The organism is Xylanimonas ulmi, from assembly GCF_004216535.1.
Taxonomy (GTDB): domain Bacteria; phylum Actinomycetota; class Actinomycetes; order Actinomycetales; family Cellulomonadaceae; genus Xylanimonas; species Xylanimonas ulmi.
The window spans coordinates 2,591,179-2,609,605 of the sequence record NZ_SGWX01000001.1 but is presented as its reverse complement, the minus strand read 5'-3'; the positions used below and the strand labels follow the sequence as shown (position 1 = coordinate 2,609,605).

At 73.5% G+C, this 18,427-nt stretch carries 16 protein-coding genes and 1 tRNA gene; 12 read left to right on the top strand and 5 right to left on the bottom strand.

Annotated elements, in window-relative coordinates:
• Positions 1-4 precede the first annotated feature (4 nt).
• Positions 5-784: a phosphate ABC transporter ATP-binding protein PstB gene (pstB, locus tag EV386_RS12065; protein ID WP_130415304.1), complete on the top strand. Its 780-nt coding sequence runs from the start codon at positions 5-7 to the stop codon at positions 782-784.
• A gap of 113 nt (positions 785-897) precedes the next feature.
• Here pstB and EV386_RS12060 read toward each other — a convergent pair whose 3' ends face one another.
• On the bottom strand, positions 898-1,359 hold the full coding sequence (locus tag EV386_RS12060) for a hypothetical protein (protein WP_242607943.1): 462 nt from the start codon (positions 1,357-1,359) through the stop codon (positions 898-900).
• Positions 1,360-1,558: 199 nt separating this feature from the next.
• Here EV386_RS12060 and EV386_RS12055 point away from each other — a divergent pair, with 199 nt between their 5' ends.
• The 4 genes from EV386_RS12055 to EV386_RS12040 all read left to right on the top strand — a co-directional run bounded on the left by EV386_RS12055 (position 1,559) and on the right by EV386_RS12040 (position 4,130).
• On the top strand, positions 1,559-2,041 hold the full coding sequence (locus EV386_RS12055; protein WP_130415300.1) for a CarD family transcriptional regulator: 483 nt from the start codon (positions 1,559-1,561) through the stop codon (positions 2,039-2,041).
• Between the two features lie 102 nt (positions 2,042-2,143).
• On the top strand, positions 2,144-2,962 hold the full coding sequence (gene ispD, locus EV386_RS18725) for a 2-C-methyl-D-erythritol 4-phosphate cytidylyltransferase (RefSeq protein ID WP_242607942.1): 819 nt from the start codon (positions 2,144-2,146) through the stop codon (positions 2,960-2,962).
• The gene (gene ispF / locus EV386_RS18720) at positions 2,959-3,483 is read left to right on the top strand and encodes a 2-C-methyl-D-erythritol 2,4-cyclodiphosphate synthase (protein WP_130415298.1); all 525 of its coding nucleotides are present in this window, start codon (positions 2,959-2,961) and stop codon (positions 3,481-3,483) included. Before ispD ends, ispF begins: the two co-directional genes overlap by 4 nt.
• 5 nt (positions 3,484-3,488) lie before the next feature.
• Positions 3,489-4,130, top strand: a complete 642-nt coding sequence (locus tag EV386_RS12040) for a TetR/AcrR family transcriptional regulator (RefSeq protein WP_130415296.1) — start codon at positions 3,489-3,491, stop codon at positions 4,128-4,130.
• Here EV386_RS12040 and EV386_RS12035 read toward each other — a convergent pair.
• Positions 4,070-5,485: a D-arabinono-1,4-lactone oxidase gene (locus EV386_RS12035; protein WP_130415294.1), complete on the bottom strand. Its 1,416-nt coding sequence runs from the start codon at positions 5,483-5,485 to the stop codon at positions 4,070-4,072. The two genes, EV386_RS12040 and EV386_RS12035, sit on opposite strands and share 61 nt — an antisense overlap.
• A 75-nt stretch (positions 5,486-5,560) precedes the next feature.
• Between EV386_RS12035 and EV386_RS12030 the strand changes: the two genes are divergently transcribed.
• The 3 genes from EV386_RS12030 to rlmB all read left to right on the top strand — a co-directional run bounded on the left by EV386_RS12030 (position 5,561) and on the right by rlmB (position 9,360).
• A complete protein-coding gene (locus EV386_RS12030; RefSeq protein WP_130415292.1) occupies positions 5,561-6,775 on the top strand; it encodes an alanine racemase in 1,215 nt (404 codons plus the stop codon).
• A 57-nt stretch (positions 6,776-6,832) separates the two neighbouring features.
• Positions 6,833-8,281, top strand: a complete 1,449-nt coding sequence (gene cysS, locus EV386_RS12025) for a cysteine--tRNA ligase (protein ID WP_130415290.1) — start codon at positions 6,833-6,835, stop codon at positions 8,279-8,281.
• 86 nt (positions 8,282-8,367) lie between these two features.
• On the top strand, positions 8,368-9,360 hold the full coding sequence (gene rlmB / locus EV386_RS12020; RefSeq protein ID WP_130415288.1) for a 23S rRNA (guanosine(2251)-2'-O)-methyltransferase RlmB: 993 nt from the start codon (positions 8,368-8,370) through the stop codon (positions 9,358-9,360).
• Between the two features lie 159 nt (positions 9,361-9,519).
• Here the strand turns inward: rlmB and EV386_RS12015 are convergent, their stop codons facing one another.
• From EV386_RS12015 to otsB, 3 genes are all read right to left on the bottom strand, one after another.
• Complete coding sequence (locus EV386_RS12015; protein WP_130415286.1) at positions 9,520-10,752, bottom strand: DUF4032 domain-containing protein; 1,233 nt, start codon at positions 10,750-10,752, stop codon at positions 9,520-9,522.
• A 109-nt stretch (positions 10,753-10,861) separates the two neighbouring features.
• The gene (locus tag EV386_RS12010; protein WP_130415284.1) at positions 10,862-11,977 is read right to left on the bottom strand and encodes an ABC transporter ATP-binding protein; all 1,116 of its coding nucleotides are present in this window, start codon (positions 11,975-11,977) and stop codon (positions 10,862-10,864) included.
• Positions 11,978-12,202: 225 nt separating this feature from the next.
• A complete protein-coding gene (gene otsB / locus EV386_RS12005; RefSeq protein WP_130415282.1) occupies positions 12,203-14,728 on the bottom strand; it encodes a trehalose-phosphatase in 2,526 nt (841 codons plus the stop codon).
• A 207-nt stretch (positions 14,729-14,935) separates the two neighbouring features.
• Between otsB and EV386_RS12000 the strand changes: the two genes are divergently transcribed.
• The 4 genes from EV386_RS12000 (at position 14,936) to EV386_RS11985 (ending at position 18,417) form a co-directional block, all read left to right on the top strand.
• The gene (locus EV386_RS12000) at positions 14,936-16,873 is read left to right on the top strand and encodes a serine/threonine-protein kinase (protein WP_130415280.1); all 1,938 of its coding nucleotides are present in this window, start codon (positions 14,936-14,938) and stop codon (positions 16,871-16,873) included.
• A 100-nt stretch (positions 16,874-16,973) separates the two neighbouring features.
• On the top strand, positions 16,974-17,831 hold the full coding sequence (locus EV386_RS11995) for a DsbA family protein (RefSeq protein ID WP_130415278.1): 858 nt from the start codon (positions 16,974-16,976) through the stop codon (positions 17,829-17,831).
• 76 nt (positions 17,832-17,907) lie between these two features.
• Positions 17,908-17,980 (top strand) — tRNA-Thr (locus tag EV386_RS11990).
• A 29-nt stretch (positions 17,981-18,009) separates the two neighbouring features.
• Complete coding sequence (locus EV386_RS11985) at positions 18,010-18,417, top strand: HNH endonuclease (RefSeq protein WP_130415276.1); 408 nt, start codon at positions 18,010-18,012, stop codon at positions 18,415-18,417.
• Positions 18,418-18,427 lie beyond the last annotated feature (10 nt).

The window sequence follows — 18,427 nt, the reverse complement described above, 5'->3', positions numbered from 1 at the left end:
TGTGATGTCCCAGCGCATTGATGTGAAGGACTTGAACATCTTCTACGGTGACTTTCTCGCGGTGGCGGGGGTGTCGATGGGGATCGAGCCGAGGTCGGTGACGGCGTTCATCGGTCCGTCGGGGTGTGGGAAGTCGACGTTCCTGCGGACGTTGAACCGGATGCATGAGGTGATTCCGGGGGCGCGTGTGGAGGGGAAGGTCGAGTTGGAGGGTGTCGACCTGTATGGGCCGGCGGTGGACCCGGTGGCGGTGCGGCGGAATGTGGGGATGGTGTTCCAGCGTCCGAACCCGTTCCCGACGATGTCGATCCGGGACAACGTGTTGGCGGGGGTGAAGCTGAACAACAAGCGGATCGCGCGGTCGGACGCGGATGAGCTGGTGGAGCGGTCGTTGCGGGGCGCGAATCTGTGGAACGAGGTCAAGGACCGGTTGGAGAAGCCGGGTTCGGGGCTGTCGGGTGGTCAGCAGCAGCGGTTGTGCATCGCGCGGGCGATCGCGGTCAAGCCGCAGGTGTTGTTGATGGATGAGCCGTGTTCGGCGTTGGATCCGATCTCGACGTTGGCGATCGAGGATCTGATCCAGGAGTTGAAGTCGGACTACACGATCGTGATCGTGACGCACAACATGCAGCAGGCGGCGCGGGTGAGTGACAAGACGGCGTTCTTCAATATCGCGGGGACGGGCAAGCCGGGTCGGTTGATCGAGATGGATGAGACCGCGGCGATCTTCTCGGCTCCGAAGGAGAAGGCGACCGAGGACTACGTCTCGGGCCGCTTCGGCTGACCGGGCCGGGCGGTCGAGCCCACCCCGGCGGTCGAGCCCACCCCGGCGGTCGAGCCCACCCCGGCGGTCGAGCCCACCCCGGCGGTCGAGCCTGTCGAGACCCCCGCGGCCGGTCAGCTCTCGGGGGCCACGTCCGCGTACTCGGGCGCGGCCGCGTCCATCACGGGCAGCTGGAACTCCTGCGACTGGCCCCCCACCTCGAGTGTCGCGGGCAGGAACGAGCCGGGGGCCTTCGCGACGGCGTCGAGCGTGACCTGCTCGCCGTCCGCCGTGCCCAGGTAGACCGTCTGCGCGGCCTCGACCGTGACGCGCACGGGCGCTGCGCCGTCGACGGCCAGCGTGAACGTCTCGGCCTGGTCGGTGTGGTTGACCAGCGCGCCCTGCACGGCGCCCTCACCACCCTCCTGCGCGGCCACGACCAGGAGGTTCACCCCGCGCAGCTCGCTGGTGACCGTGACGCGCGAGCCGTCCGACGGCGCGTACTCGTGCGCGGTCATCGCGGGCGCGCAGGCGCCGAGCGTGAGGGCGCCGGCGGCGGCGAGGACGGACAGGCGGGTGATGCGGGTGCGGAACAACGTGCTCTCCTCGGTCAGGCGGCGGGGCGAGAGCCCCGGCCCGCATCTTAGCGAGGGAATCTTGACGTCGAGATAGTGCGGTGGTAGCGGTGCTGACCTGCGCGGACGCGAGCGGTGAACGACGCGGGTCTGCGCAGGGCTCTGGAGTGGTAGGACCTCGCATGGTAGGCTTGGCCGCTGGGAAAGGGGACATCTGCAGATGACTTTCGAAGTAGGCGAAACGGTTGTCTACCCGCACCATGGAGCGGCGCTGATCGAGGAGATCAAGACCCGCAAGATCCGTGGCGAAGAGAAGATGTACCTCAAGCTCAAGGTCGCTCAGGGCGACCTGACCATCGAGGTCCCGGCGGAGAACGTCGACCTCGTGGGCGTGCGTGACGTGGTGGACCAGCAGGGTCTGGACCGCGTGTTCGAGGTGCTGCGCGCGCCGTACACCGAGGAGCCGACCAACTGGTCGCGCCGGTACAAGGCGAACCTGGAGAAGCTGGCCTCGGGTGACGTGATCAAGGTGGCCGAGGTCGTGCGCGACCTCTCCCGCCGCGACGCCGACCGTGGCCTGTCCGCCGGCGAGAAGCGCATGCTGGCCAAGGCCCGTCAGATCCTCGTCTCGGAGCTCGCGCTCGCCGAGCACACCGAGGAGGACAAGGCCGAGGCGATCCTCGACGAGGTGCTCGCCTCCTGAGCGACGACTCAAGGACGCCGGGGCGAATCCCGGCGACCGTCAGTGCGTGACGACGCCCCCGCGTGGACCGCGGGGGCGTCGTCGTTCATGCAGAGTGGACTCGTGACGACCATCGCCATCCTCACCGCCGCCGGATCGGGAACCCGGCTGGGCCGCGACATCCCCAAGGCGCTCGTCGAGATCGACGGTGTGCCGCTGGTGACGCACGCCGCGCGCCGACTCGCCGCGTCGGGCGTCGTCGACTCGATCGTGGTCACCTGTCCGCCGGGTCTGGCGAGCGTGGTGGCCGACGTCGTCGCGCGCGACGCGCTCGTGGGCGTCCCGGTGCGGGTGGTCGACGGCGGTGCGACCCGCCAGGCGTCGGTCGCGGCAGGGCTCGCGCTCGCCGGGCCCGACGACGACGTCGTGCTGGTGCATGACGCCGCGCGCCCCTTCGCGTCCGCGGCGCTGGTGCGCCGCGTGGTGTCCGCCGTGCGAGACGGGCACCGCGCGGTGGTGCCCGGTGTTCCGGTGGTCGATACGATCAAAACCGTGACCGACGCCGATCTGCCGCCGGCCCCGGCGCCCAGTGGCACGGGGGCCATGGGCGCAGTCGTCGCCGAGCCGGTCATCTCCACCCCGCAGCGCGCCCAGTTGCGCGCCGTCCAGACGCCGCAGGGGTTCGACCGCGCCCTGCTGGAGCGCGCGCATGACGCCGCCGCCCACCGCGCCGTCGACGCCCCCGCGACCGACGACGCCGGGTTGGTCGAGGCCCTGGGCGAGCGTGTCGTCGTCGTGGCGGGGGAGGACGCCGCCCTCAAGGTCACCACCGAGCGTGATCTGGTGCTTGCGACGCTGTACGCCCGGCAGGCGGAGAAGGACCCGGGCGACGGCGCCCGCCCCGTCGGGGGCGCACACGCCCGTTCGGGGGCCGACCGGTGACCGCGCTGCCGCGCACCGGGATCGGGGTCGACGCGCACGCCTATGCCCCCGAGGACTCGCCGCGCGAGCTGTGGCTGGCGGGCCTGCGCTGGCCGGGGGAGCGGGCGCTCGACGGGCACTCCGACGCCGACGTCGCCGCGCACGCCGCCGCCGACGCGCTGTTCTCGGCTGCGGGCATCGGTGACCTGGGCCAGCACTTCGGCACGAGCGCGCCCGAGTGGGCCGGCGCCTCGGGGGCCAGCCTGCTGGCCGAGGCCGCACGCCGCGTGCGGGCCGCCGGGTTCGAGATCGGCAACATCGCGGTCCAGGTGATCGGCAACCGGCCTCGTCTCGGGCCGCGCCGCGACGAGGCCGTGGCCGCGCTCAGCGCCGCCGCGGGTGCGCCGGTGTCCCTCAGTGCGACCACGACCGACGGACTGGGGCTCACCGGCCGGGGTGAGGGTGTCGCGGCGATCGCGACAGCCCTGGTGGCTCGCGTCGATCCCGCGGCCCCGCCCGCGGACAGGGGGCCGGTGCGGTGAACCGCATGCCCCTGGCTCGGCGCCGGGCGCAACTGGTCGACGCCGCGCTGCGCGTGGCGGCCCGCTCGGGCGTGGAGGCCGTCACGGTCCGCGCCGTCGCGCGCGAGGCCGACGTCTCGCTGGGCACGGTGCACTACTGCTTCCACGACAAGGACGAGCTGCTCGAGGCGATGGGGCAGTCCATCCGCGTCGAGGCGACCGACCAGATCAAGGCCACCATCACGGCGGGCGCCGGGGTGGGTCTGGACTTCCCGACGCTGGTGCACCAGTGCGCCGACGCGCTGCTCCAGGGCCTCAAGCGCTTCCGGCAGGTGCGGCTGCTGCTGCTGGAGATCGCCACGACCGGCGCCCGCAACCCGGCGTTGCTGGGGACGGCGCGCACGCACCTGGAGCAGTCCACGCAGATGGCCCTCGCGCTTGCGACGGCCTGCGCCGCGGCGACGGGCGTCACCTACCGGGTCGACGTGAGGCGCCTCGCGCGCACCATCACGGCGCTCATCGACGGCATCGAGCTGGCGTGGTTGGTCGATCAGGACGACGAGCGCGCGCTGGAGGGCTTCCACGCGCTGGCCGAGCTCATGACCACCTACGTCGTGGCCGACCCGGAGGCGGGCGGCGCGAGCGCGCCCAGCACCGCGTCGACGTAGGGGTTCGCGAACACGCCGGCGGGGTCGAGCGCGCGGCGCACGCGGGCGACGTCGTCGAGCGGGTAGTGCGCGGCGAGGTCCTCGGCCGTGCGCGTGTGCAGTTTGCCCCAGTGGGGCCGCCCGCCCGCCTCGACGAGGATGCGCTCGGCGGCGTCGAACCAGCGCCGGTGCGGCATGCGCGCGTACTGGTGCGCCGCGACGTACGCGGTCTCGCGCCCGCGCGCGGTCGACAGCCACACGTCGTCGGGCGCGGCGAAGCGCACCTCGACCGGGAACGGCACGGCCTCGCCCGTGCGGCGCAGCCACCGGTCCAGCTCGGTCAGCGCCTCGCCCACCACGGCGCGCGGCAGGGCGTACTCCATCTCGCGGAACCGCACCCGCCGCTTGTGGCAGAAGACCTGGTAGGAGGGCGCCACGTGCTCGCGCGGGGCGAGCGTGCGCGCCGAGATGCGGTTGAGGCCTGCGGTGAGGCCGGGCGCCGCGGTCGCGAGGCGGTTGACGACCTCGAACGCGCCGTTGCTCAGCAACTCCTCGTCGACCAGGCCGCGGGCCTCCTGGCGCAGCAGACGCAGCCGCCCTTTGAGCCCCGACTGGTCGGTGGCCCAGGCCGCCGCGTCGTCGGGCGCCAGGCGCTGGTTGCGGATGGTCAGGGCTCGGCGCGTGCCGGGGAACCAGTAGAGCTCGGCGTGGTCGGCCGAGCGCGCGAACGTGTCGAGGTCGGCGAGCAACGGACCCAGCGGCGCGGGCTCCTCGCGGGCGCGCAGCCAGAACGCGGGCACGACCTCCAGCGTGACCGCCGTCAGCACGCCGGCTGTGCCCAGGCCCAGGCGCGCGAGCTCGAACAGGTCGCGTTCGGGTGAGCCGACGGCGTCGTCGATCCCGCCGCCGCGCACCGCGCCGTCCGCGGTGACCACACGCACGCCGCTGACCTGGGTCGCGAGGCCGCCGAAGGCGAGTCCCGTGCCGTGCGTGCCGGTCGAGATCGCTCCGGCGATGCTCTGGCGGTCGATGTCGCCGAGGTTGGTCATCGCCAAGCCGTGCGAGGCGAGCAGGTGGTGCAGGTGGAACAGTCGGGTGCCGGCGCGGACTGTGACGCGCGCGGCGCCGTCGTGGCGCCGCTCGACGGCCTCCAGGCCCGCCAGCCGCTCCAGGTCGAGCAGGACGCCGTCGGTCATGGCGGCGGGGGTGAAGGAGTGGCCCGCGCCGCGAGCGCGCACGCGCAGGCCCGCGGCGGCGGCCCGCGCCACCACTTCGGCGACCCCGGCCTCGTCGCGCGGGTGTGCCAGCCGGGCGGGCGTCGCCCGTGCCGTGCGCGCCCAGTTCTCCCATGTGGGGGCGGCGTCGTTGTCAGGCACGGGTGAAGTCTGCCACCTGGCCCCGGCGATCACAGCCCTTCTGTGACGTGGGTCACGGCGGTGTAGCCTCCGCGCATGGAGACGCCCGGTGACCTGGCACAGCGCCTGACACGCGCGACGCGCGGCGTGGCCGGACCGGTCGCCGTCGTCGACCTGGACCGGTTCGACGCCAACGCGGCCGACCTGCTGCGGCGGGCAGGCGGCACGCCCGTGCGGCTGGCCGGCAAGTCGGTGCGCGTGCGCGCGCTCGTGCGCCGCGCCCTCGACGCGGGCTTCCGGGGCGTCATGACGACGTCGCTCGCCGAGGCGCTGTGGCTCGCGCGCGAGGGCGTGGGCGACCTGCTGGTCGGGTACCCCACTCTCGACGCCGCCGCGCTGCGCGACCTGGCCGGCGACCCGCTCGCGCGCGCGGCCGTGACGCTCATGCTCGACGACGCCGCCCAACTCGCCCTGGTCGAGCAGGCGCTGGGCGCGGCGCCCGGGGTCGAGGCGCCGCCCGTGCGCGTGTGCCTCGACGTGGACGCCTCGCTGCGCCTGCGCCTCGGGCCGCTCACCGTGCACGCGGGCACGCGGCGCTCGCCGCTGCGCGAGCCGCCGGAGGTGGCGCGGCTCGCGGCCCGCGTCGCGCGCACCACGGGCGTGCGGCTGCGGGGGCTGATGACCTACGAGGCCCAGATCGCCGGGATCGCCGACACCGGGCCCGTGATCCGGGCCGTCAAGCGCCGCTCCGCGCGCGAGCTGCCCGGGCGGCGCGCCGCCGTCCTGGCGGCGGTGCGCGCCGCCGTCGGGCACGACCTCGACCTCGTCAACGCGGGCGGCACCGGCTCGCTGGAGGTCTCGGCGGCGGACCCGGCGGTGACCGAGGTGACGGCAGGCTCGGGGCTCTACGTCCCGGCGACGTTCGACGGGTACCGCGCGTTCCGGCCCGTGCCGGCGGCGTTCTTCGGGCTCGACGTCGTGCGCGTGCCCGCGCGCGGCTACGCGACGGCGTACGCGGGCGGGTACGTGGCCTCGGGCCCCGCGGGCGCCTCGCGGCTGCCGCGCCCGCTGACGCCCGGTTGGGCGCTGACGCGCCGCGAGGGCGCGGGCGAGGTGCAGACGCCACTGCGCCGCAGGCGCGGCGCCGGCCGGGGCGCGGCGCAGGCGCTGGGCGTCGGCGACCGCGTGTGGCTGCGGCACGCGAAGGCGGGCGAGCTCATGGAGCGATTCGCGGTCGTGCACCTGGTGCGCGGCGACGAGGTCGTCGACGTCGTGCCGACCTACCGCGGAGAGGGCTGGGCGTTCGCGTGAGCGCGTGCGGCGCCCCGCGACCCAGGTGAGACGGTCCGGGGCCGGTACCCTGGGCGCGTGACCCTACGCCTGTACGACACCGCCACGCGCACGGTGTCCGACTTCGTGCCCCGGACCCCCGGCCAGGTCGGCATCTACGTGTGTGGCGCCACCGTGCAGTCGGCCCCGCACATCGGCCACCTGCGCCCCGCGATCGCGTTCGACGTGCTGCGACGCTGGCTGACCCGGTCGGGCTACCGGGTCACGCTCGTGCGCAATGTCACCGACATCGACGACAAGATCCTCGCCAAGGCCGCCGCGGCCGGCGTCGAGTGGTGGGAGCACGCCGCGCGCTACGAGCGTGAGTTCACCGCCGCCTACGACGCGCTCGGCGTGCTGCCGCCGTCGTACGAGCCACGCGCCACGCAGCACGTGACGCAGATGGTCGAGCTCATGGGGCGCCTGGTCGAGCGCGGGCACGCCTACGCCACGGGCGACGGGGACGTCTGGTTCGACGTGCGCTCCTGGCCCGCCTACGGCGAGCTCACCCGCCAACGGCTCGAGGACCTCGCGCCCGAGCCCGACGACGCCGCCCAGGGCCCCGGGCACGCCAAGCGCGACCCGCACGACTTCGCGCTGTGGAAGGCCCCCAAGTCGAACGAGCCCGCCACCGCGTCCTGGCCCACGCCGTGGGGGCGCGGGCGCCCGGGCTGGCACCTGGAGTGCTCGGCCATGGCGCAGCGCTACCTGGGCGACGAGTTCGACATCCACGGCGGCGGCCTCGACCTGCGCTTCCCGCACCACGAGAACGAGCAGGCGCAGTCGCGCGCGGCGGGATACCCGTTCGCGCGCCGGTGGATGCACAGCGCCTGGATCACGCAGTCGGGCGTCAAGATGAGCAAGTCGCTCGGCAACGGGCTGCTCGCCGCCGAGGTCCTGGCGGCCGCGCCCGCGCCCGCCGTGCGCCTGGCCGTCGTGGCGGTCCAGTACCGCTCGATGCTTGAGTGGGCCCCCGACACGCTCACCGAGGCCCGCACGACGTGGGAGCGCCTGGCCGGGTTCGTCGCGCGCGCCGCCGAACGGCTGGGCGACGGCGCGCCGAGCGCCGACGCGGTCGCCGCCGTGACATTGCCCGAGACGTTCGCGGCCGCGCTCGACGACGACCTCAACGTGCCCGCGGCCCTCGCCGTCGTGCACGAGCGCCTGCGCGCGGGCAACACGGCGCTGACGGCGCCGTCGTCACCCGAGGCCGACGCCGCCGTGCGCGCCGAGCTGCTCGCGGTGCGCGGCATGCTCGACGTGCTCGGCCTCGACCCCGCCGACCCGCACTGGGCCGGCGCCGACGCGGCGTCGTCCACGGCGCACGACGCCCTCGACAGACTCGTGGGCGCCGAGCTGGAGGCCCGCGCCGCGGCCCGCACCGCGAAGGACTGGGCGGCGAGCGACGCGATTCGCGACCGCCTGGCCGCGGCGGGCATCCTGGTCCAGGACGGACCCGACGGCGCCCGCTGGACGCTCGCGAACTGACAAGACCTGGTGGTTGAGCCCGTCGAGACCACCACGACCGACGTTTGGTGGTTTCGACAGGCTCAACCACCGCTGGGAGAGACACCATGGCTGGGAACACGAGGCGCCCCGGGGCGGTCCGCAAGACGGGCAGCAAGAAGGGCCCGCAGGTCGGCACGGGCGGCCACGGGCGCCGCGCGCTGCAGGGCAAGGGGCCGACCCCCAAGGCCGAGGAGCGCGAGTACCACCCCGCCTACAAGCGCAAGGTGGCCGCGGAGCAGAGGGCGGCCGGCCAGCGGCAGCGTGACGCCTCGCGCGGCGTCGTGCGCGGCACCAGGCGTGCGACCGACGGCGTCGAGGTCGTGGCCGGGCGCAACTCGGTGCTCGAGGCGCTGCGCACCGAGGTGCCCATGACCACCGTGTACATCGCCACGCGCGTCGACCACGACGACCGCACGCGCGAGATCCTGCAGCTCGCCTCGGAGCGCGGGCTCGCGCTGCTCGAGGTCACCAAGCCCGAGCTCGACCGCCTCACCGACGGGCAGGTGCACCAGGGCGTCGCCGCGCAGGTGCCGCCGTACGAGTACCGCGACACCGACGACCTGCTCGACGCCGCGGAGGCGTCCGGCCGCCCGGCGCTCATCGTCGCGCTCGACGGCGTCACCGACCCGCGCAACCTCGGCGCCGTGCTGCGCTCGGCGGGCGCGTTCGGGGCGCACGGCGTCCTGGTGCCCGAGCGCCGCGCGGCGGGCGTGACGGCCTCGGCGTGGAAGGTCTCGGCCGGCGCCGCGGCGCATGTTCCCGTGGCTCGCGCGACCAACCTCGTGCGCGCGCTCGGTGAGCTGAAGAAGGCCGGGTGCTTCGTCGTCGGGCTCGACGGCGACGGTGACACCGAAGTCGGGGAGCTGCACCTGGCGACCGACCCGCTCGTGGTCGTCGTCGGGTCGGAGGGCAAGGGCATGGGGCGCCTCGTGCGCGAGGCCTGCGACGTCGTCGCGTCGATCCCGATCGACTCGACGGCCGTCGAGTCGCTCAACGCCGGTGTCGCGACCAGCATCACGCTCTACGAGATCGCCAAGGCCCGCCGCGCCGCGAGCTGACCCCGCCGCCCACCCCACGGGTGGTTGAGCCTGTCGAAACCACCGCTGTCTGACTCGTCCCGTGGTTTCGACGGGCTCAACCACCGGGGTGGGGTGGTTTCGTCGGGGTCAACCAGGGGAGTGGGGTGGTTTCGACGGGCTCAACCACCAGCGGTGGGGTCAGCCGTAGAGCTCGTCGCCGGTCTCGCCGATGAGGGCCTGCTCGTCCGGGCGGTGGCGCAGCACCTGGTCGACGTACGACACCGCGGCCTCGGGCATGGGCACGTCGCGGCCCTCCCGCTGGGACATGTACCAGCGGTGGTCGAGGACCTCGTGGAAGAGCTGCGCCGGCTCAAGCTTGCGGCGCAGCTCACGCGGCACCGCGGCGATGGTCGGCTCGAACGAGTGCAGCAGCCAGTCGTGCGACACCAACTGCTCGGAGTCGTTGAGGCGGTCGGTCGCGGCCCGCCAGGCGTCGAGGTCGTTGAGCAGGCGCCGAGCCTGGTTGTCCTGCACGTCCAGGCCCGTCAGGCGCAGCAGGCGGCGCGAGTGGTGCCCGGCGTCGACGACCTTGGGCTGGATCTGCACCGTAGTGCCGTCGATGTCGGTGACGATCGCGAGCTCGCCGACGTCGAAGCCCAGGTCGTTGAGGCGCCGGATGCGCTCGTCGACGCGCCAGCGCTCCTCACCGGAGAACGACTCGACCTGGGTCAGTGCCGCCCACAGCTCCTCGTAGCGGGCCACGAGCGCGTCGCCGATCCCGATCGCGTCGACCTCCTCGTCGAGCAGCTCGCCGGCCTCCAGGTCGAACAGCTCGCCGATGATGTTGGTGCGGGCGAGGTCGAGGTCGTAGGCGCGCTGCCCGGGGGTGAGCTCACGGTGCAGGTCACCCGTCTCGGCGTCGACCAGGTAGGCGGCGAAGCGGTCGGCGTCGCGGCGGAACAGCGTGTTGGACAGTGACACGTCGCCCCAGTAGAAGCCCACCAGGTGCAGGCGCACCAGCAGGACGGCCAGGGCGTCGATGAGGCGCGTGGCGGTGTCGGGGCGCAGCGACTGGCTGAACACGGCCCGGTAGGGCAGCGAGAACGCGAGGTGCTCGGTGATGATGGCCGCCTCGAGCGGCTCACCGTCGTCGTCGACCCGCCCGGTCACCACGGCGAGCGGCACCACGCAGGGCACCTCGAGCTTCTGCAGGCGGCGCAGCAGCTCGTACTCGCGGAACGCGTAGTGGTCGCGCGTCTCCTTGACGGCGAGCACCCGCTTGCGCAGTTTCACGAAGCGCACGATGTGGCGTGAGATGCCGCGGGGGAGCGCGGCCAGCACATCGGCCGGCCACTGCTCGAGCGGCACGCGCCAGGGCAGGTCGAGCAGCGCCGACTCCGGGGTCGCTGCGGTGATCTGGAGGGTCTCCACGAGGTCCTAACCTGCCATAACGACGGGCGGGCCCGGCGAAGACGCCGGACCCGCCCTGTGAAGAACTCGCTGCCTCAGGTCCGCCTCAGCGGTTCCTGGTGCGGTGCGCTCAGCTGAGGCGGTTGCCCGTGGCGGCCGAGAAGACGTGCGCCTGGCCGGGCTTGATGGCCACGTTGATGACCTCGCCCTTCATCGGCACGTTGCGCGGGTCGATGCGGACGATGACCTGGTCCGAGTCACCGGCCGACAGCTCGCCCACGGCGTCGCCCTTGAGCGAGCCGTAGAGGAACGCGTCGGAGCCGAGCTCCTCGACGAGGTTGGTCTCGACCTGGAACGAGCCCGGCGTGCCGGATCCGACCACGTCGAGCGACTCGGGGCGGAAGCCCACGGTGACCTTGCCGCCGTCGGCCTCGGTGACGGCGCCCAGGACCGAGCGCTCGAGCGGGATCTGCGCCGAGCCGAGCAGGGCGTTGCCGTCCTTGATCTCGAAGGTGCCGATGTTCATGGCCGGCGAGCCGATGAAGCCGGCGACGAACACGTTGGACGGGGTGTCGTACATCTCGCGCGGGGTGCCGACCTGCTGGAGCAGACCCGCCTTGAGGACCGCGATGCGGTCGCCCATGGTCAGGGCCTCGGTCTGGTCGTGCGTGACGTAGACCGTCGTGACGCCCAGGCGGCGCTGGAGCGAGGCGATCTGCGTACGGGTCTGGACGCGGAGCTTGGCGTCAAGGTTCGACAGCGGCTCGTCCATGAGGAACACCTGGGGCTGACGCACGATGGCGCGGCCCATGGCGACACGCTGGCGCTGGCCACCCGAGAGGGCCTTCGGCTTGCGGTCGAGGTACTCGGTCAGGTCGAGGATCTTGGCGGCCTCCTCGACGCGCTGGCGGATCTCGGCCTTGGGGGTGCCGGCGATCTTGAGCGCGAAGCCCATGTTGTCCGCGACGGACATGTGCGGGTACAGCGCGTAGTTCTGGAAGACCATCGCGATGTCGCGGTCCTTCGGCTGCACGTCCGTGACGTCGCGGTCGCCGATGAGGATGCGGCCGCCGTTGACGTCCTCAAGACCCGCCAGCATGCGCAGCGAGGTCGACTTGCCGCAGCCCGAGGGGCCGACGAGGACGAGGAACTCGCCGTCCTCGATGTGCAGGTTGAGCTGGTCGACGGCCGGGCGCTCGGTGCCCGGGTAGACGCGGGTTGCGTGGTCGAAAGTGACCGTAGCCATGTGAGTGTTTCCCTCCACCGGCAGGTACGTGCCGGACGATCCGTTGTGGTCGGGTCTCAGATGATTGCGGCGCGCTCACACGCCGTCCGCATCTTCTTTGACACTTGTTGAGTTGTCGACGTCGCCGTCGTGATCTGGGCGGCGTCGCTCCGCCACCTCACGGGTGCCCGCAGGTGGCGAAGTCGAGCCTACTCTCTTCGAGCCCCGGAATCGATCCATCGATCGTCATGCGACGGTCAAGGGATCCTTTGAGCGTCGCGCCGCGGCGTCGGCGAGCCGCAGCAGCGCCGCCGCAAGGGTGTCGACGTCGGCGACGCGGTGCGTCGCGACGGTCGCGCCGTCGCCCACCTTGACCGCCACGTCACCGGCCTCCAGCGCCGCGAACGCGTGCTCGTCGGTGGTGTCGTCGCCCGCGTACAGCACGTGGACCTGCGCGGCGCCGGCCACGCCGTCGGGCTCGGGCCGGGCGTCGTGGGGCCCGACGGCGGCGCGCAGGCGCGTGAGCGCGCTGCCCTTGTCTGCGGCGACGACGGCGACCTCGACCACGTCCTTGCCGTACATGGCCTTCAGGCCCAGGCGGGCCACGACGTCGCGCGCGCGCTCGACCGCGTCCGCGGCGGCGTCGGGCGGGCTCAGGCGCGTGTGCAGCACGGCCGCAGACGGCTTGTGCTGGACCCAGGCGCCCTCCGACTGCGCCGCGACCTGCTCGAGCCCGGCCGTGGCGGCCGCCAGCGCCGCCGCCTGCTCGGGCGTGAGGTCGACGGGCAGCGCCTCCAGCGTGCCGTCGGGACGCACGTGCCCGGTCTCGGCGCCGTGGCTGCCCACCAGGTACGCCCCCGCGGGCGGCCGGGCCCGCTCGGCCAGATCGGCCAGGTCGCGACCCGAGACGAGCGCGAGGCGCACGCGCGCCGAGGCGGGCAGCGCGGCCAGGCGCTCGACGGCGTCGCGCGCGGCCGGCGTCATGGCCGAGGCGGTCGGGTCGTCGACGAGCGGCGCGAGCGTGCCGTCGAAGTCGAGCCCGACCAGGACGGTCGCGTCGTCGGCGGCCGCGAGCGCGTCGAGCGCGTGGCCCAGCGACGCGGGCACGCCGTCGTCGGGCTCGGTGCGGGCGACCACACGCGCCGCGCCCGAGGGGGACTCGACCGACTCGACCAGCGTGCGCGGCTCGACCAGCGTGCGCTGCTCGTCCGCGGCGGACTCCACGGGCTCGGCCAGCGTGCGAGCGTCGGCCAGCGCGCGCGAGTCGGCCAGCGTGCGAGTGTCGGCCAGCGTGTGCGGCTCGGGCGCGCGCGCCGGAGCGGCGGGCGCCGGGGTGCGGCGCGGCATCGCCTGCAGCACGCCGAGGAAGGTCTGCGACCACTTCGCGACGTCGTCGGCCATGACCTTGCGGCGCAGGCGGCGCATGCGCCGACGCTGCTCGCGCGCGGTCATGCGCGCCGCGGCGACGATGGCGTCCTTGGTGCCCTCGATGTCGTGCGGGTTGATCAGCAGGGGGCCCGAGCCGAGCTCGTCGGCGGCGCCCGTGAACTCCGAGAGCACCAGCACGCCCTGCTCGTCCGAGCGCGCCGCGATGTACTCCTTGGCGACCAGGTTCATGCCGTCGCGCAGGCTCGTGACCAGCATGACGTCGGCCGCGAGGTAGAGCGCCGCCATCTCCTCGGCCGGGTAGGAGTGGTGCAGGTAGTGGATGGCCGAATGGCCCAGCTCACCGAACTCGCCGTTGATGCGGCCCACGAGCACCTCGACGTGCTCACGCAGCTCCTGGTAGGCGCCCACGTTCTCGCGGCTCGGGCTGGCCACCTGGACCAGCGTGGTGCGCGCGGCGTCGATGCGGCCGTCGTCGAGCAGCTCGCCGTAGGCCTTGATGCGGTGGCGGATGCCCTTGGTGTAGTCGAGGCGGTCGACGCCCAGCATGACGACGTCGGGGTCGCCCAGCTCGGCGCGGATCTCCTTGGCGCGCGTCTGGACCTCGGGCGTGCGGGCCAGGGCGTCGAAGCGCGTCGAGTCGATCGAGATGGGGAAGGCGCCGGCGCGCACGTGCCGGGCCGCGGGCCCGCCCTGGCGGCTGCGGCCCTCGTCGATCGAGACGATGGGGCCGCGCGTGGTGTGGTCCGTCAGACGGCGCACCGCGCGGATGAAGTTGGAGGCGTCGCCGCCGCGCTGGAAGCCGACCAGGTCGGCGCCCAGCAGGCCCTCGACGATCTGACGGCGCCAGGGCAGCTGGCCGAACAGCTCGACGGGCGGGAACGGGATGTGGTCGAAGAACCCGATGCGCAGATCGGGGCGCTGGTCGCGCAGCATCTTCGGCACCAGTTGGAGCTGGTAGTCGTGCACCCACACCACGGCGCCGTCGGCGGCCTGGGCGGCCGCGGCGTCGGCGAAGCGCTGGTTGACGCGCCGGTAGGCGTCCCACCACTGGCGGTGGTAGCTGGGGGTCGCCACGACGTCGTGGTAGAGCGGCCACAGCGTGTCGTTGCTGAACCCCTCGTAGTACCGCTCGATCTCCGACTCGCTCAGGGTGACCGGGACCAGGCGCATCCCGTCGGCGTCGAACGGCTCGGACTCCAGGTCGGGCGCGCCCGACCACCCCACCCACGCGCCGTCGGCGTGCTGCATGACCGGCTCGAGCGCTGTGACCAGCCCGCCCGGCGAACGCTGCCAGTCGACGCCCCCGCCTGGTCGCACCGAAAAGTCCACGGGGAGGCGGTTCGCGACGACCACGAGGTCGTATCGCTCGTGGTCACCAGGCATTTCTTTGCCGGTCAATGGGAATCCTCCCGTTGGGGCTGGCACTTGCTTGACGATTCCTAACCTACTCGGGCCGTCGCACGATGAGGAATACGCGGCGGTTCCTGCTCACCGTCACGCGACGCGCGCCACCTTGTCCGACGTGCGCCGCGGACGAGATCCGCGCCTGTCGCACGCGCATTCGCCGCGGCCCGCCGTTACCGTGTCGCCATGGGTGACGTCGACGTCGAAGGAGTGCGAGGCGCGGGCGCCGCCGACACGCCAGGGCGCCTCGCGGCGGGGACCGAGTTCGGCGGGTACACCATCCGCTCTTTGCTCGGACGCGGCGCCATGGGCGCCGTCTACGAGGCCGTCGACGGCGGCGGCTCGGCTGTCGCGCTCAAGGTGCTGCACGCCCACCTCGACCGTGACCCCGTCGCCCGTGAGCGGCTGCGCCGCGAGGTCACGGCCCTGCAGCGCCTACGCCACCCCGCCGTCGCCCGCGTCCTGGACGCCGAGCTCGACGGGCAGGGCGCGTTCGTCGTCACCGAGCTCGTCAAGGGCCGCACCCTTGAGGCGGAGATCGACGACGGCGGCCCGCTCGACCCCATCGACCTGTTCGAGCTGGCCGACCAGCTCGCCGCGGCGCTCGAGGCCGTGCACCTGGCCGGCGTCGTGCACCGCGACCTCAAGCCGTCCAACGTCATGGTCACCGCGCGCGGCCCCGTGCTGATCGACTTCGGCATCGCCCAGGCGCTCGGTGAGACCGGCCAAGCCTCACCCACGCTCACCACGCCCGGCTTCGTCATCGGCACGCCCGGCTACCTCGCCCCCGAGCTCATCGACGGCGGCGCGCCCACCCCCGACTCCGACTGGTGGAGCTGGGCGGCGCTGCTCGCGTTCGCCGCGACCGGGCGCTCACCGTTCGGGGTCCGCCCCACGGACCTGGTGCTGCGGCGCTCGCGCGAGGGGCGCGCGGACCTCGTCGGGCTGCCCGCGCGCACCGCGCGGGCGCTCGCGGGGGCGCTGCAGGCCGATCCGAGCGCGCGCTGGGGCCCCACACAGGTCGCCCGCGCGCTGCGCCGCGACTCGCAGGACGCCGTGATCGCCGCGCGCGTCGCGGGCGCGCCGGTGGTGGGGGACGACGCGACCCAGCGCATCGCGGCCCACCCGGGGGGTGGCCGCGGTGGGTATGGACCGGACGCGCACGGACGGGACGGATCCGGAGCAGACGGCGCGGGGCTCGACGGCGCCGGGCTCGACGGCGCCGGGATCGACGGGCCAGGGCTCGACGAGACGGGCGCCATCGCCGCGCCCACGATGCTGGTCGGCGCGCCCACGCAGCTCGTGCTGGGGGCGTCCGCACCCGCCGTCGGACGCCACGGCGTCGACGCGCACGACGGTCTCACCCGGGCGGTGCCGGTCACCACCGGCGCCGTGCCGCTCGGTGAGGCGCGATACCAGCCGTTCGAGGCGATCGCGGCGGACGGGCCCGACGACCTCGCCGAGGAGCCGGCGCCCCCCGAGGCGTACACGCGGCCCGTGCGCCGACGGCGGACCGGAACCGTCGCCGCATTCCTGGCGCCGCTGGTGGTGCTCGCCGCGACCCGCCCGGGCGCCGCGTTCGCCGCTCTCGCCGCGCTCGTCGTGTTGTGCCGCGTCGCCGGGCACGGCGCGCAGGCGCTGCAGGAGCGCCGCGAGCGGTTCGGCGCGCGGCGCGCCTCGGACGGCGTGGTGGCCGCCGTCAAACTGCCCTGGCACGCGTTCTGCGGGGTCGTCGGCGCCATCCCGCAGATGCTGGTCTCCGGGTGTCTGGGTGTGCTCGCCGTCGTGGGCGGGTACTGGCTCTTCGGGGCGGGCCGCGTGATGTTGCTGCCGCGCACCGACGTCGAGGCGCGCTCCGTCGGCGGGATGAACGAGACCATCGTGTTCTGCGGCGTGCTCGCCTTCGCGATGCTGCTGGCCGCGGTGACCGCCTGGTTCGGGCCCGCCGGCGCGATCGGGCGCGAGGGGGCGCGCGCGCTGGCGCGCACCGTTGCGCCGGGGTGGATCGGCGCCGCCGTCGTCGTGGTCGCCTGCCTCATCGCGGCCTGGATCCTGGCGGGCCCACTGCTCGACCAGCCGCCGACCATCCACTGGTGGCCCACGCAGGGGCCGCCGCAGCTGTGACGGGCAGTCGCCTCCCGAGTCGGGCGCGTCCGACTCCCCGCTAGGCTGGGCGCGCCTGCGCCGAACCGGCACAGGAGCGCCCGGAGACAAAAGGACCGCGATGTCGACGAACAGCCCGAACCTGAGCAAGGCGCAGCGGCGTGAGGCCGCCCGCGCCCAGGCCCTGGCCCTGAAGAAGAAGCAGGAGGCGGCCGATCGCCGCGCCCGCCTGATCACCATGAGCGTGCTGGGCGTCGTCGTGGTCGCTCTGCTCGCCGTCGTGGCGTTCCTCTTCATCCGCGACCACCGCGAGAACGCGGCCAACGCGGTCGACGACATCGCGCTGAGCGAGGTCCAGAACGTGCCCTCGGCGGCCCGCGCCGACGGCGGCATCCCGGTCGCGGCCGATCGGTCGGCGGGCGGGGCTCCGACCGACGGCGTGCCCGAGGTCGGCATCTACTTCGACTACATGTGCCCGATCTGCGGCCAGTTCGAGGACCTCAACAAGGACACCCTTGAGGGCTTCCTCGCCGATGGCACCGCCAACGTCGTGATGTTCCCCGTCTCGATCCTGGACCGTGTGTCGCAGGGCACCGCGTACTCCACGCGCGCCGCCTCGGCGGCGGCGTGGGTCGCGGACCAGGCGCCCGCGAACTTCCTCGACTTCCACGAGGCGCTGTTCGCGAACGAGCCCGAGGAGCAGACCGCGGGGCACACCGACGCCGAGATCGCCGACCTGGCGCGGGGCGCCGGCGTGCCTGACCTCGTCGCCGACGCCATCGCGTCGGGTGAGGCGCGCCGCACGTTCGGCCAGTGGGTCTTCTCCGCGACCAACGCGGCGACCGCCAACAGCGCCCTGGTCAACCCGCAGAGCGGCGGCTTCGGCACGCCGACCATCACGATCGACGGCGAGCGGTGGGACGGCAACTGGACCGACCCGACGGCGCTGCCGCAGGCCGTGGCCGACGCCACGCCGTAGTCCGCGACTCCGCTCCGGCCCCTGCCCGCACGCCGGGCGGGGGCCGGTAGTCTGTACCCGCCCGCCTGGCGGGCGTGCCGCCTTGGCGCAATTGGTAGCGCAGCGTGCTTGTAACACGAAGGTTAGGGGTTCGAGTCCCCTAGGCGGCTCTGTCAGTGGTTCGAACTACCGTTCGAACATGAGGGTTTGCCGGTCATGCGGTGTCGCGCTGGTGCGATACCACCAGAAGGTCTATTGCAGCCTGGCCTGCCAGAGCGAGCATCAGCGCCAGCAGAAGACGGAGGCGTGGCTGCGCACCGGGGTGGCCACCACGATCTCCGGGAACCGTCGCCACTACGTGCGTCTCTACCTGCTGGACGCTCAGGAGCGCCGATGCGCGGTCTGCGGCGGAGACGACACCTGGCAGGGGCGCCCGCTCGCGTTCGTGCTCGACCACATCGACGGAGACGCCTCGAACAACCGGCGCGAGAACCTGCGCCTGGTGTGCCCCAACTGCGACAGCCAGTTGCCGACGTTCAAGAGCCGCAACCGTGGCAACGGCCGGGCGTGGCGCCAACGCCGGTACGCCGAGGGAAAGTCGTACTGATGCGTCCGGA